Origin of the sequence: Nocardiopsis lambiniae (assembly GCF_031845465.1) — a bacterium.
GTDB lineage: Bacteria > Actinomycetota > Actinomycetes > Streptosporangiales > Streptosporangiaceae > Nocardiopsis > Nocardiopsis lambiniae.
This window is the reverse complement of sequence record NZ_JAVREP010000023.1, coordinates 15,396-30,272: the sequence shown is the minus strand read 5'-3', so window position 1 is coordinate 30,272 and position 14,877 is coordinate 15,396. Positions and strand designations below refer to the sequence as shown.

General features: G+C 64.9%; 8 protein-coding genes. 5 read left to right on the top strand and 3 right to left on the bottom strand.

What is annotated here, in order from left to right; translation table 11 throughout:
- Positions 1 to 184: 184 nt before the first annotated feature.
- Positions 185 to 1,300: an ISAs1 family transposase gene (locus RM479_RS23800; RefSeq protein ID WP_311513938.1), complete on the top strand. Its 1,116-nt coding sequence runs from the start codon at positions 185 to 187 to the stop codon at positions 1,298 to 1,300.
- Between the two features lie 137 nt (positions 1,301 to 1,437).
- Here RM479_RS23800 and RM479_RS23795 read toward each other — a convergent pair whose 3' ends face one another.
- From RM479_RS23795 to RM479_RS23785, 3 genes are all read right to left on the bottom strand, one after another.
- Positions 1,438 to 5,775 (bottom strand): WD40 repeat domain-containing protein, encoded by a 4,338-nt coding sequence (locus tag RM479_RS23795; protein ID WP_311513937.1) that lies wholly within the window; start codon positions 5,773 to 5,775, stop codon positions 1,438 to 1,440.
- Entirely contained in the window at positions 5,768 to 6,631 is an 864-nt protein-coding gene (locus RM479_RS23790) for a hypothetical protein (RefSeq protein WP_311513936.1), read from the bottom strand. Before RM479_RS23790 ends, RM479_RS23795 begins: the two co-directional genes overlap by 8 nt.
- 665 nt (positions 6,632 to 7,296) lie before the next feature.
- Entirely contained in the window at positions 7,297 to 8,352 is a 1,056-nt protein-coding gene (locus tag RM479_RS23785) for a hypothetical protein (RefSeq protein ID WP_311513935.1), read from the bottom strand.
- A 282-nt stretch (positions 8,353 to 8,634) separates the two neighbouring features.
- Here RM479_RS23785 and RM479_RS23780 point away from each other — a divergent pair, with 282 nt between their 5' ends.
- The 4 genes from RM479_RS23780 (at position 8,635) to casB (ending at position 14,877) form a co-directional block, all read left to right on the top strand.
- Positions 8,635 to 9,381, top strand: coding sequence for a transposase family protein (locus RM479_RS23780; RefSeq protein WP_311513934.1), 747 nt, complete (start codon positions 8,635 to 8,637; stop codon positions 9,379 to 9,381).
- A 348-nt stretch (positions 9,382 to 9,729) separates the two neighbouring features.
- The gene (gene cas3, locus RM479_RS23775; protein WP_311513933.1) at positions 9,730 to 12,231 is read left to right on the top strand and encodes a CRISPR-associated helicase Cas3'; all 2,502 of its coding nucleotides are present in this window, start codon (positions 9,730 to 9,732) and stop codon (positions 12,229 to 12,231) included.
- 412 nt (positions 12,232 to 12,643) lie between these two features.
- Positions 12,644 to 14,302, top strand: a complete 1,659-nt coding sequence (casA, locus tag RM479_RS23770) for a type I-E CRISPR-associated protein Cse1/CasA (protein WP_311513981.1) — start codon at positions 12,644 to 12,646, stop codon at positions 14,300 to 14,302.
- An 11-nt stretch (positions 14,303 to 14,313) separates the two neighbouring features.
- Positions 14,314 to 14,877 carry a type I-E CRISPR-associated protein Cse2/CasB gene (gene casB / locus RM479_RS23765; RefSeq protein ID WP_311513932.1) on the top strand — a complete coding sequence of 188 codons (564 nt, stop codon included), beginning with the start codon at positions 14,314 to 14,316 and terminating at the stop codon, positions 14,875 to 14,877.

Genomic DNA, 14,877 nt, shown 5'->3' with positions numbered 1-14,877 from the left:
GGCCAGACTCCGTGGACCGTACCCCGACACCCACCGGCGACCCAGGGCTGTTTCAAAGTCAGGATTCCGACCCATCGGCGCTGATCACAGCCCTGTAGCGATCCGGTCGAAACCCGCACCAACGAGCAACGGAGCCCGCTAGAAGATCAGGGACTCTCACATCTCTGACTTCCAAGGGACTCCGTTGCGCTCCCAGTCTGCCATGCCCGTCACCGCCTCTGTTGACCTTCTCGGCAAGCTCGCCCACCTGGCCGATCCCCGCTCGCCGCGGGGCCGCCGTCACAGCCTGGCCAGCGTCCTGCTGTGCGCCCTGTGTGCGATGGTCGCCGGGGCCCGCCACCTGCGGGCGGTCGGCCAGTGGGCCGACGCCGCACCACAGCACACCCTGGCCCGGTTGGGATGCCGGATCTCCTGTCCGGCCTTGGGGGCGCGCTCTGCTCCGTCCCCGGTGACCATCCGCCGGGTCCTGCTCGCCCTGGCCCCCGAGACCCTGGCCGCCCTGACCAGACCCGGCACCCTCCAGGTGGTGGCGGTGGACGGCAAGACCCTGCGCGGATCGGCCACGGCCACCGAGGCGGCGGTGCACCTGCTCGCCGCCCTGACCCCGGACCGGCACCTGGCGGCCCAGGTGCGGGTCCCTGCCGGCACCAGCGAGATCGACGCCTTGGCCGTCCTGCTGGCGGGCGTGAATCTGGCTGGAGTGGTGGTCACGGCCGATGCCCTGCACACTCAGGCCGACACCGTCACCCACCTGGTCCAGGACCTGCACGCCGACTACGTGTTGACCGTCAAACGCAACCAGCGGACGCTGTTCGACCAGCTCAGGACCCTGCCCCGGGCGCAGGCTCCCGCACTGGGCACCACTCGGGCCTGTGGCCACGGGCGGGCCGAGACCCGTACGGTCAAGGCCATCGACCTTGAGGGCAGGACCGGTTTCCCGCACGCGGTCCAGGCGGTGCGCGTGCGCCGTTACGTGAGGGATCTGCGCACAGGGAAGGTGTCGTGGACCGTGGCTTATGCGGTGACCTCGTTGGAGGTCGGGCAGGCGGACGCGGCCCGGATCAGTGCTCTGGTGCGGGGGCACTGGAACATCGAGGCCTGGCACCACGTCAAGGACGTATCGATGGGCGAGGACGCCTACAAGGTCCGCTCCGGCCACGGCCCCGACAACCTGGCGGTGTTGCGAGCGCTCGCCTTGGTGTTCTTGGGCCGGTTGGGTCAGGACACGGTGCCCGACGCGATCCGGTGGGTGCCGTACGAGGCGTTCACCCGCCCGCTGGACGTGATCGGGCTTCGCTGACCAGCGCCAACATCACCACTCGCCGAGAATGAAACAGCCCTGGATCAAAGGTCCTCTGGTTGCATATATCCCTGCAGATTGATTGGAAGAATGTGGGATTCTTCCTGAAGTCTGCCAGAGATATTTGATTCATTCGCTCATCTTAAATGAAAATCTTCTTGTTGCTCGAAATTCGCAAATTTCGCGCAGGGTGCGCTGTCACTGAAGCGGAGAACGACAAAATCTTTATTGCAGGCGCAGACGATGTCTCTGCCCTGGAGGGCTAGCGCAGAGATTGAATCGGGGAAGTATATTACATCCAAGCATGAACGGCTGCTTAGGTCCCATAGGCGGATGGTGTTGTCGCCTGCTCCTGTGATGGCGATGGGTGTGCCGTCGGGGAGTGTGGTGGCGGCGATAGCGTGTACCCATCCGGTGTGTCCCGTGAGAGGATCGCCAAGAGCACTGTGATTATCCAGGTCCCATAGGCGGATGGTGTTGTCGCCTGCTCCTGTGATGGCGATGGGTGTGCCGTCGGGGAGTGTGGTGGCGGCGATAACGTCCACCCGGCCGGTGTGTCCCGTGAGAGGATCGCCAAGAGCACTGTGATTATCCAGGTCCCATAGGCGGATGGTGTTGTCGCCTGCTCCTGTGATGGCGATGGGTGTGCCGTCGGGGAGTGTGGTGGTGGCAACAGCGTTCACCTGACTGGTGTGCCCGGTGAGGGGTTTTCCGATGGGCTGGTGGTTGTGCAGGTCCCACAGTCGGACAGTGTGGTCATCGCTCGTAGTGATTGCGATGGGTGTGCCGTCGGGGAGTGTGGTGGCGGAGATAGCGTTCGCCCATCCCGTGTGCCCCTTGAAGGGATGTTCGATCGGTTTGTGGGTGTGCAGGTCCCACAGATAGACGCTGCCATCGTCACCAGTGATGGCGATGGCAGCGCTGCCAGGAAATGTAATGACGGCGATAGTACGTATTCGACTGGTGTGCCCGGTGAGGGGTTTCCCGATGGGCTGGTGATTGTCCAGGCCCCACAGCCGGACGGCGTGGCTTCCTCCTGTGATGGCGATGGGTGTGCCGTCGGGGAGTGTGGTGGTGGCAACAGCGTTCACTTGACTGGTGTGCCCGGTGAGGGGTTTTCCGATGGGCTGGTGGTTATGCAAATCCCACAGTCGAATGGTGTGATCATCGCTTGTAGTAATGGCGATCGGTGTGCCGCCGGCAGGGGTGGCGGTAGCGATAGCGTTTACTTGACTGGTGTGCCCGGAGAGGGGTTCGCCGATTGACTGGCGGTTGTGTAGATCCCAGAGGCGGAGTGTGCCGTGGCTTCCTCCTGTAACTGCCATGGGTGTGCCGTCGGGGAGTGTGGTGGTGGCGACACTGTTTATCCAGTCGGTGTGTCCGGTGAGGGGCTCACCGATGGAGCGGTGGGTGTTCAGGTCCCATAGGCGCACAGTGCCGTCGTTTCCTCCTGTAACTGCCATGGGTGTGCCGTCGGGGAGTTTAGTGGTGGCAATAGCGTCCACTCGGCTGATGTGTCCAGTGAGGGGTTCGCCAATAGGTTGGCGAGCGTGCAAGTCCCACAGTCGGATGGTGCCGTCGCTTCCGCTTGTGATGGCGATGGGTGTGCCGTCGGGAAGTGTGGTGGTGGCAACAGCGTTGACCCAGTCGGTGTGTCCGGTGAGGGGCTCACCGATGGAGCGGTGGGTGTTCAGGTCCCATAGGCGCACGGTGCCGTCGTTTCCACCTGTAACCGCAACCGGTGTGCCGTTGGGAAACGCGGTCGCAGCGGCGGCTCGTACCCAGCCGGTGTGTCCGGTGAGGGGCTCACCGATGGAGCGGTGGGTGTTCAGGTCCCATAGGCGCACGGTGCCGTCGTTTCCACCTGTAACCGCAACCGGTGTGCCGTTGGGAAACGCGGTCGCAGCGGCGGCTCGTACCCAGCCGGTGTGTCCGGTGAGGGGCTCACCGATGGAGCGGTGGGTGTTCAGGTCCCATAGGCGCACGGTGCCGTCGTCGCTGGTCGTGATAGCGATGGGTGTGCCGTCGGCGAGTGTGGTGACAGCGCTGGCGCGAACCCAATTGGTGTGTCCTGTCAACGTGGTGATGAGGGCGGGCGAGGGCAGTCCTGAACCGGTTGCCCACTCAGGCTGGTAACCCGATGCGTTGACAGTGTGAGCTTGACGCAAGCGCGCAGCGCCGTAGCGTGCTGCGTCTACGGCCAAAAGCCGCTCCCGCTGAGGGGCATCCAGCGGGCGGTGGACATCGATGGATGCACGATAAACGGCTGCGGCCAACCGCGCCTCCTCGGACGAAGCACGTCGAAGGTGCGGGGAGAGTCCGTCAGGGGACGCGTGCGCCATCAGACCTGGATCGGTGAGTACGCGGTCGAACCAGCCAGCATGAACCGCGTGCTGGGACAGATAGCGCAGAGCATAAGGATGGGCGCGCGCCCAGTCGCGCTTACCGGAAGCACTGTAGGGCACCCGGTCGGTGAGTACGTCGTGGAATGCCTGATGGGCAACCCGCTCGTCGACCCCCTCGCATAGGTGTTCGACGAGGGCCTGGTGGTAGAGCCGGTAGGTCGAGCGGCCGAACTCCACGGCCTCGACGACGTACGATCCTGCGTTGTTCCGCAGCCAATGCAAGTCGGTGTCGGTGTACGTGCGCCCTGATATGTCGCTGGCCAGTGCTGCCCAGATGTCTTCCCAAGGCAACCCTTGGCCCTCGGCGAAGGCTAGAGGCCGGAGCAGGTCCTGGGCACGCTGGACTTCATCGCCCAGGCGCGTGGCCAAGTCGGTGGCCATGGCCTCGCCTGCATGGCTGGGCAGGTTATCGCGCCACTGTCGGTCGGTGGGGTCAGGGAGCGTTGGTGATGCCGCCAGAGTGCTCGCGGCGATCCTTGCGACGAGGAAGGAAGTGTCTGAGGCTTCGCTGACTGCCTCGGCGACCGCGCGGACGTATTCGAAGGGCTGGTGAAGGTAGGGGGAGTATTGGTGGGCGCCGAGAAGGTTGCGGACGGCGTACGCCCGTAGGGCTTGGGGATCGGCGTAGCGCGTGTCGTCCAGGTCGATGCAAGCTTGACGTTTCAGGCCAAGATGCGGGAGGAGAAAGGGGCGAGTGCCCACGAGGAAACGTATCCGCCCCGCCGCATGGTCGATGAGTGGACGTAGGACATGCGCACACAATGTTCGAGGGGTCATGGCCTCATCAAGCGCGTCGATGAGTACGGTGAACGGCTGTTCCTCGCCGTAGCCTCGTTTCCCGAGCCCATCGAGGAGTTCACCGATGGTGGAGGACGGCACTTCTGCCGCTGCGGCGATGCCGTCCAGCACCTGCTGATCGCTCAAACGCTGGGCATAGATCGCGACGTCCACTGATTCCACCGCAGGTACCTCATCGGCGACCAGTCCGAGAGTATGAAGAGGGACGGTTAAGCGGTGTTCGGGGTGGGAGAGCGCAGCGGTGAGTCCGAGCAGAGCCGTCTTTCCTGATCCAGGGTTGGCCGTGACTGCGAGCAGTGGACTCGTGGATGGTGAGTCTTGGCCGGCGAGCCAGATATGGATATCGCTGATGGCCTTGGTGCGGCCTTCGAACCACCAGCCGGGGGAACCCGCCCTACGGTGGTCGGCCATGGCCCGGACGAGGAACCGGTTAAGGAATTCGGTGTGACGGCGTTGAGTGTGCTCGTCCCAGAGAGAGGCCTGCTGCAAGGCCAGATCTACTTCGGTCAATCGGGTGTCGTGTCGAGGATTGGCCAGAAAGGGCGGGGGCTCGCCGGTGAGGCCAACCGAGTCCCAACCGATGGTCTGGTGGCCGGGTTTGGATTTGTTGGTATTTATATGCGCTGCCACTGCTCCGAGTGCGATGGTTTCAGGCGCATGACCGGCGGTAGAGATGTCGTCGACAGCCTCAATTAGTAGGCGGGGGAAGGCACCGGCCTCGGCTTGCTCGAAAGGTTGAGCCGAGTGCATCATGACGAATCCTCCGCCGCTGCGGCGGCCCCACCACCGGTCCATTCGCTGGGCTGCCGCAGCGACCAGGTCTCGGGCGCCCTGGCCGGAGTGGCAGGTGTCCAGGAGCAGTAGTAGATTCCGTACCCGTGTGCCGTCGAGTAGCACCTTCGCTAGATCAGCGGTAGCGATCGTGTTTTCAGGATCGTTCAGGTCCTCGGGATCAGTGTCTCCTACGAGGAGCACGTGCTCCCCGGTGCTCTCGACAACCTCGCCGTGGCAGCTGATGTAGACGACGATCAGATCTTCCTCATGCCGCTCGGGTGAGCGGATGAATGTGTTGAGGCGCTGCCGAAGCTTGTTGGTAGTCGGGTTGTTACCCAGCACGTCGACATGCTCGTATCCCAGTGTCTCAGTAAACAGGCTGACGATGCTTTGCTGTGCGTCAATCAGTTCCGGCCGGTCCCACTCCGGGGCGTGCAGATAGCGTGAGACGGCGGTGGTCAGTAGGAGTCGTCGAGGTTGCTCGGTGGACTCAGCCATGGGCGAGGTTGTTGGCGATCGCGTTGCCAGTGGCGGCATCAGTCAGATAATTAACGACCTTGTGAGCGTGCGGCCCGTTGTGCACTTGCACGCTGCTCACCTGAGAACCGAACTGAGGCTTCAGATCGGCGACGACTGCTACAACATCCCCGGGATCGGCCACATTCGTCCAGGCAAACCCTGGCCAAGCCCCGCTGGGCCAGGCTCCCTGAGGATTCGGTGCGGGGTCAAGGCGGTCGAAGATCAACCGCAATCCAAGTGGTGATCCGAGAGTAACGAGCGCTCGAACGGAGTGGTCGGGTATTGAGCACAGGGCCTCATATGCCACTACCGAACCAAGTGAGTGCGCAATGACAACTTGCGTATCCGGGGTGATGCGCTCCAGTATCCGCTTGCGAGCGGATTGGCGTAGATCGGTATCGGAGAGGTAGCGGCTGACCTGTTTGAGGTCGAAGATCAGTGCGCGCTGTGCGATGCCGCTGAAGAAGGCCGAACCGTTCAATGCGCGAAGCGCGTTCTGTACTGAGCGGGGACTGCGAGCCAGTGTGGCCGCGGAGGGCGGGACTACTCGATCGTCTGCATGTGCGGCGGCCTCCCACCACTCCATGAGTAGATCGGTCTCCAGGCCTTCAGAGATGTCGCGGTGGGTGTAGTGCGGATCTGCGGCGGCGAGACGTCGGCCGGGAGGCCGGAACAGGTCACCATAGAAGCCCATCGCGACATCGTCGCGTGCAAGTGCCAGGCCGCTGCGGGCGTGTGCGAGCCCGTCCAGGAGGGCGGGGTACCAAGTAGTGAGTAGCGCGTGCTCGCCCTTGTGTTGCTGGCCGATGCCATGCACCATCACCAATCGTGCCATCTGGGCCCTCTCCTGGTTTCTGTTGGGGGAGCCGTCTCCCTCGCGGAAGATGCTTGAGATCGCAGCATGTCGCTGTTGCTGACCGGGTCCACCTTGCCCTGTCATGCAATCCGATTGTGGCGCTTGGAGCCCTGTGGGGTAAGGGGTTTCAGCGGAAACGGCCGCTTGTGGCCTGCGGGCGCGTGCAGCGCCACAGGACCGCCAGCGCGGGGGTCAGAGCGGCTGTGGGGCGCTGGTGGGCGGACACGGGCCGTCCCCGACCGGGGACGGCAGGGTCACGGGAGGGCAGAATGCTCCGCGAGGTGGGTGTCCACCTGTACTGGCCTTGTACTGGGGAGCACGCTTGGAGCACGCAGGGGCCCTGAATGCGGCGAGGACCTCTTGCGAGGTCCTCGTGGAACCCCTTTGAACTGGGGTTTTGTGGCGCACCCGGCAGGATTCGAACCTGCGGCCATCGGATTAGAAGTGCCCTGGTTGTGTACCGTCACGTGTCACTACTTACCGTTTCATGCCACCCCATCCGATCCGATCTGCCGCCCTGTGCTGTGTCATGCCGCGCGGTGTCGCCCTGGTCCAAAACCGCGGAGCACGAACGGAGCACGCGCGGACCGACGGTGGCGTCCGATGGCACCTCGCGAGGTTCTCGTGTGCGCCTTGCCCGAGCTCTACCGGCGGGGTCCTCCGGTGATCTCCTCGGCCAGCGCGACGGCGTCACCTTCCTCGGAAGGACGCAGTCGGCCGACCAGCGCGCGCAGGTCCTCCAGCCCGGCGCCCTCACGTGAGCGGATCTCGACGTAGACCCCCGGGCGCCATTGCACGCGCACGAGGTCTCTCTCCAGGTGGTCCTTGTCCTGGACGGTCACGACGGTGAGTCCGGTCTCCTCGGTCATCTCGCAGGTGAGGTGCTCGGAGTCGCAGCGGTGTCGGATCGGGTCCGCGGGGTCCGGGTCACCGGGGGCGTCGGCGGTGAAGTCCATCCAGGTGGTGACCTCGATCCTGTCGCCATCGGAGGTCTCGTAGTCGAGGCTGAGGTACTCGTCCTGGAAGTTCCATGCCTGGACGGCCGACCACTCTTCGGACTCCACGAGGGCGATGTGACCGGGGTAGCCGGAGACCGTCTGCGCCACGTTGTCGAACTCCTCCCGCTCCTCCCGGATGGACGTGCTCTGGTCCGCCAGGGCCCGCAGCACGGCCACGATGATGATGGCCGTGGCCGCCCACCGGAACCCGTGCCCCTGTGTCCATACGAGCACGGCCAGGACGGCGAGGCCGCTGAGCGCGGTCGCCCACCCGGCGGACCAGAGGGGCCAGTCGATGGAGGAGACGTCGAACAGGGAGACCGTGATGAACAGTTGGAGGTAGACCACGCCCACGACCGCGGTCAGCAGGCACAGGGTGGCGACTGGGCGGGGCAGGCCCATGTACCGGAACAGCGGCCAGAGGAGGGCGAACCCGGCACAGATCAGCAGGACGGCGGTGGATCCGAACACGGTGGCCACCGGGTCCGAGTCGGAGGGGTTCGTGTAGGAGGCCTCGATCCCGACCAGGAGCGCAGCCAGGCCAGGGCCGACGAAGAGGATGAGCATGTACAGCCCTCCGCCGAGGAGCAGGGCGGCGATCGCGCCACAGCCCAGGAAAGGGGCGGGGCGCGGGGGCGATGCGGAGTTGTCGGTGGAGGCGGGCTCGTCGGAGGAGGATGTTTCGGGCTGAGGGGAGTCCACGGTGGGGCGGCCTCTCGTCGGTGGATGTGGGTGCGCTCGGGGTGGGATGCGCACACGGTTCCGCTGGTTGCTGGAGCGGGACGTCAGGGTCGGCGCTGCTGGTCTTCCGCGACTCCGGCCGGATGACGGGAGGCCCGGACAGGACCGGGTCGACTGAGTCTCTTTCATCCTGAACGTGCAGGTCACAGCCCCGTAGTAGCTCGTCGTGAGCACCCCTGACAGCAAGAAGCCCCTGGTAGATGGATTAACGACCAAGAAAACCCGCCCCACCAGAGGCTCCACATGCTGTTCTACCGTGCCGTGCTGCCCCTGTCACGCCGGACCCTGAACCTGGCCGCCCGCACCATCCGCTCCCACCGCGCCACGGCCGGGTCCCGATGGCGGCGCCTGGACCCGGCAACCCAGGCCCTGCTCGTGCTGGTCCACCTGTACAAGGGCGAACCGTTCGCCCAAGTGGCGGCCGGTTTCGGTGTCGGCACCACCACCGCCTGGCGGTACGTGCGCGAGACCACGGCCCTACTCGCCGCCCAAGCACCCACCCTGGAACAGGGGCTGCGCCGCGCCCGCCGCAAGGGCTGGGCGTACGTGATCGTGGACGGCACCCTCATCGCCTGCGACCGCCTGGCGGCCGATCGGCCCTTCTACTCCGGCAAGCACAAGCACCACGGCATGAACATCCAGGTCGTGTCCGCATCCGACGGAGAACCCCTCTGGACATCGTGGTCGCTGCCCGGTGCGGTGCACGACACCAAGGCCGCCCGGGTCTGGACGATCGCCGAGCGCATCGAGGCCGCCGGGCTGATCGGACTGGGGGACAAGGGCTACGTCGGGCTCTCTGACGTGGTGTTCTGCCCCTTCAAGGGCCGGGGCAAGCCGCAGTGGAAGAAGGACGCCAACTCCGTCCACGCCAGGCTCCGCTCACCCGGCGAGCGCGCGATCGCTCAGCTCAAGCAGTGGGACATCCTGCGCCGCCTACGCTGCTGCCCACAACGCGCCGGCCAGATCACCCGCGCCGTGCTCGTCCTTTAGATCCGAGAAACAGGATGAAAAAGGCTCACTGGAGAGAGTAAAATTCCAGGTCAGAAAATCTACTCCCCGCGCAAGTGGGGATGGCCCTGGGGGGGCGCGTTTCCACAGGGCTGCTTTTTGACTAGGAGACCAAAACCCGTTGCCCTCGACGCACGCTCGGCGAGATTGAGCTGGCTACCGCTGAGGAGGGCGAGAGCGAAACCCGGGGCTTTCCTAACCATTTCGGCAGCGTCATCGCACGGGGCCAGGGTCGGTGCCTTGGGCCTGTGACTGGGGGCGTTCAGAATGTCGCTGTCAGGTGCTTCGATGTTGTTCGACCCCCTGAACCGGTCCCGGAGAGGTGAGTGTGTGAGCACGTCTCACGATGACCCGCTGCTGATGCCCTGGGCGAAACACAGTTCGAAGATCGGGGCGCATCCGCTCGTCTGCCACCTGATCGACACCACGGAGGTTGCGCGGCTCCTCTATGGTCGCTTCCTCGGCCCCAGGGTGCGTGAGGAGCTGGAGCGTGTCTTCGCTCCGCTAACCGGGAGCGCCGAGCGGTGGGTGGCCCTGCTGTGCGGCCTGCACGACCTGGGCAAGTACTCGCCCGCGTTCCAGTCCCTGGTCTTGGACGTGGCCCAGGAGCGCTTTCCACAGAGTGAGCACGAACTGTTGAAGAAGTGTGCGCCCGCCCGCACGCTGGCGAACCTGGACACCAAGCATGGACTGACCACCGGGGTGCATCTCGATCTGATGCTTCGTGAGCGCGGTGTCCCAACATCCGACAGCATCGTACTCAGCCAGGTGCTGGCTGGACACCACGGGTATATTCCGTCGGGCTCCGAGATCAGGACGTTGGGCCGATCGAGGAACCACCGTCACAAGAAAGACATCGGGGACGGGCTCTGGCAGAGGGGACGGTCCGCCGTGGTGCGTGAACTGGCCCGACTCGCCGGGCTGAACTTCGACGACTCCGGTTGGGACAAGGTGCGCGTGTCTTCGCGCGCCATGATCGGACTGGCGGGCCTGACCACGATCTCTGACTGGATCGCCTCCGACACGCAGTTCTTCCCGTACGCGAAGAACCCCGGTTCCTTGGAAGCGTACCGCTCCAGTGCCGAGATGTGCGCGGAAAAGGCTCTGCGCTTGACCGGGTGGCGCCCATGGGACCCCGGTGAGCGGACCAGGTTCGCCCAGATTTTCGGTGCCGAGCCACGCCCCCTCCAACGCGAGGTGGAGAAGGCGGTCGCAGCCTGCGAAGAGCCGGGTGTCCTGGTGATCGAGGCGCCTACCGGTGAGGGCAAGACCAAGGCTGGTCTTCAAGCTGCGGCACGGCTCGCCCACCGACTGGGGCTGGGCGGTCTTTACTACTCCACCCCGACCAAGGAACTCAGCAGGCAGGCCTACGACGACGTGCGGGTCCTGCTTGACGGAACCGACCCTGATCTCGACGTCAACCTCGTCTTCGGTGGCGCCGCGAAGGAGCAGAGGCAGCTCAAGGATCAGGAGAAGGCGAAGGCGCCGTCCACCATCACTCCGAGCAACGTGGGGGCCGAGGACGATGCGGGAAGCGAGGGGTGCGCGCTGGATCCCGAGGACTGGTTCGCCCGAAAGAAGGGGCTTGCCTTCCCCGTGGGCGCGGGTACCGTCGACCAGGCGCTCAAGGCGGTCATCCGAAGCGGCCACAACTTTCTCGGTATGGCGGCCCTGAGTAACAAGGTCGTGCTGATCGACGAGGTGCACGCCTATGACGCCTACACGACCCGCATCGTCAAGCAGCTCCTGTGGTTCTGCGGGTGGTGGGGCTCCCCGGTGGTGCTGATGTCCGCCACCCTGACCGCTGACCAGCGTGCCGAGCTGATCGAGCACTGGCACGCGGGCGCGGAGGGCCGTGTGGCGGACCCCGAGGTCTCGGCGGTGACCTCCCCGATGTCGTGGAACGTGACCTGGAGCCAGGACACCGTGGGGCCTCGGGAGGTTGAGCTCTCGCCGGTTACGAGGGGGAGGGGGCCGCTGCGGGTCGAACACATCGGGGACGCACCCGCGGTGATCGCGGTCCGGGTAGCGGGTCTCGTGGGACAGAGCGGTACGGCCCTGGTCGTACTCAACACCAGAGAACGGGCGAAAGCGGTCCGCGACGAGCTCAAGGCCCACTTCGCCAACGCCGACCGCCGTCCTGAGCTGATCCACTTCGACGGCGACCACCAGGGAGCGGAACGCCGGGCGATCAAGGAGCGGATCGACGCGCACCTTGGGAAGGACTCGCCGGAGACCCGGCACGTTGTCGTGGTGGGGACACAGGTGTTGGAACACGGGATGGACCTCGACGCGGATGTGCTGATCTCGGACCTGTGCCCGATCGACTTGCTCTTCCAACGGGCTGGACGACTGCACCGGCACGAGCGTATTGGTCGTCCCTCCCACCTGAGCGCACCGAAGTTGTTCGTCGCGGACGTTGATCCGGCCGAGCGTCAGGCTCGGACACCGAGCCGACGGACGAGCCTCGGCTTCACCGCGGGGGTGGCGAGCGTCTACAAGCCGTGGATCCTCGGGCGTACTCGCGTTCTTCTACAGGGGACCCTCCGGAAGGGGAAGTGGAACCCTCTGCGTGAGATCGGGAAGCAGATCCACCGGGTCTACGTGAGTTCGGAGTCCTTCGTCGAAGAGGGGTGGGAGAGAGCCTGGGAGGCTGCTGAACGAGGGTATGAGCAGGAGCTCGAGGCAATGGAGGACGAGGCCCGTAAGGTCTTGGTTCCCGTGCTCAAGGAACCTGCGGGAATCGACCGCCTGACCAACTGGCGCGCGCCCGCGGGTAGCACCCGCCGGTCGTCGGGGAGCGATCCCTTCGCTGAGCGCCGAGGCCGATGACGGTGGGTCTCCGGTCCGGAGACCCACCGGTGGGCCTCCGGTTCAGGGGAGAAGCACGACCAGGATGATGATCATCAGGCAGACGGTGCTTACACTCACACGGCCCGAGAGGCACAGGGTGAGCCGGTCGGGAAGCGCCGGCTGGCCGTCGATCGAGATCACAGGGGGTCCTTCCGCTCGCTGGCTGTTGGTGGCTTGTAGACTACATGAAGTGTGTCTTGCAAAGGCTACTTGATAGGTCACCTCTCACAACTACAACCTCCCGGAGCCCTATCCGGTACTGTCGCCGATGATCCCGGGCTCATCCTGGGGTGGTCCCTGTGTTTCGCATTGGACGACGAACGCCCCGCGCAGGCGGGGATGCGCCAGCGGCGGCAACGTTTCAGCGTTGTCGCCGCTTCTTGTCCCCCCAGTGGTTAGAGTCGGTATCCCCTACCCCCTCGGAGTGTTGGTGTCCTCCTGCTGCTTCAACCTGCTCGACGAACCATGGGTCCCCGTGGTCACGACCACGGGTGAGTCGAAACTGCTCGGCATCAGCGACGTCTTCCGGAACGCGCGCGAGCTGCGCTGTATCCGCGGAGAGTCCCCCGTGGTGACCGCCGCCCTCTACCGTCTGCTTCTGGCGTTCCTGCACCGGGTCCACGAGGGCCCCACCACTGAGAGACAATGGGAGCACCTGTGGACTAACGGGGCCCACATCGCGCGCCTGTCGGACTACGAGGAGAACTACCGAGAGGCCTTCTGGCTTTTGGGAGGCAAACGCCCCTTCTTCCAGTGCCCCGGCCTGTCCGAGGTAGAGCCGAAACCCGCCTCCCACTTGCTCCTGCACAGGTCCAAGGGCAACAACACGACGCTGTTCGACCACACCGTGGACTCTGATCGCCCGCTGCTGCCGGCCGATGCGGCGGCCCGGTGGCTGGTGGCGGTGCAGTTTTACGACACCGGAGGCATCAAGACCTTCTACCGGGGACAGGGGCGCAAGAGTGCCAGACCCTCCCACGGGAACCTGTTCGGCACCGTCCTTCTTGAGGGGGCGACGCTGTGGGAGACGCTAATGCTCAACGCAGTCATCTACGATCCTGGCGCGGGTATGCCGAAGGGGCTGGGGGATCCCCGTGACTGCGCCGTCTGGGAACGTGAACATCCGCCTGGCCCGGAACCCGATGAGAACGCGCGTGCGCGGGGATGGGCCCGGCTGCTCACCCTGCCTTCGCGTAATGTCCTCCTCCGTGCCGTGGACAAGGATGGCGTGCCACACGTGGATGGGGTGGTGATCTCACCGGGGGAGCAGCTCGACAAAGACCGCCTGTCCGAGGAACCCATGGCGGCCTTCCGAGAAAGCGGAGGGAAGAAGGGGGCCTCCACACCTGTGAGGTTGGAGATGCTGCGCGGGGTGTGGCGCCATGCCGCCGACCTTCTCATATCGACCGGTAGTACAAGCGGGCGCCGGAGGCCTGTGACCATCGACGACGTCCATAGACACGTCGTGCACGACGCGCTGAGCGAGGACAAGGAGGTCACGCTCCGCGTTTTCGGTCAGAAGCTCATGTCCAACCCCGGCGCTGTCGAGTACTGGTCGGAGGAGACCCTCCCCGTCAAGCTCGCCCTTTTGGTGGCGCAGGACCATGGCTGGACGCTGGACCAGCTTTTCGGACAGGCGGTGAAGCTGGCCGACGACATCGGGACCGAGCTCCAACGGATGCTGCGCACCTACCGCGAGGAACTTCGTGCCAAGTTTGAGCCTCACAAGCACTGGAGCTTCCTCGCCGAACGCTATTGGCCGCACCTCGAAACCGGGTTCACGCGCCTGCTCCATGATGTCGGCGACCTCGTGGCCGATCGTGAACCGGACGAGCCTGGGGCTCAGGACGAACTCCGTCGGCTCTTCGCCACGTGGGGTGAGTACGTGCGGAACACGGTTGACGATGCCCTCCACACGTGGGTGGACCGGTTTCCCGGAGGATCACCCCGCCAGATTTTCGCCGTGGCCAGGGTCGAGATGATCGCGCAGTCGAACCTGAAGAAGGTGTTCAAGGTGTACGAACACGAGACCGATCAGCACATCGGGTGAAAGACACAGCTGTGGAGAACAAGAAACCCGAGTCCCCCCACCGGGCGTTCGTGCGCGAGCTCTACGCCTTGGGGAGGGCACTGCACTCACCGAACCGACACGTGCTCGCACGGGCGCGGCGGCAGCGGGCACGGTGGCAGCGCAGCCTCACCGACGAACGGTTCGTAGGGGACGTGTACGAGATCCTTCTGCCGTGCGAGGTCCCCAAGGATCACGAGGACCAGTGTCTGCTCGTCGCCGGGCTCTTCGCGCTCAACCCCGACAACGAGACAGACCAGCGGCGGCGGTGGCGGTTGTGTGCGGCGCTGGCCGAGACAGGGTCTGTCTCAGCTGCGGACGCCAGGGTGCGTCAGCTCATCGGCGCCTCCCCAACCGATGGGTTGGAACACTACCTGCGTCAAGCGGTTCGGCTCCTTGGTACCGCTCCGGTACCACGCCCGCTTGACTACGAACAACTCCTGTGGGACCTGATCAACCTTCAGGGCCATGATGAAACCAAGGCGCGTACCGTCCGTCGTCGGTGGGCACGGGATTTCCGCCATCAGGTGCATACGAGCCAGACCTCCAGTGAGTAA

Bases quoted from the DNA above. Each gene is read 5' to 3' on its own strand.
- RM479_RS23795 (WP_311513937.1), bottom strand. From the start codon at position 5,775: ATGGCTGAGTCCACCGAGCAACCTCGACGACTCCTACTGACCACCGCC.
- RM479_RS23790 (WP_311513936.1), bottom strand. From the start codon at position 6,631: ATGGCACGATTGGTGATGGTGCATGGCATCGGCCAGCAACACAAGGGC.
- RM479_RS23780 (WP_311513934.1), top strand. From the start codon at position 8,635: ATGCTGTTCTACCGTGCCGTGCTGCCCCTGTCACGCCGGACCCTGAAC.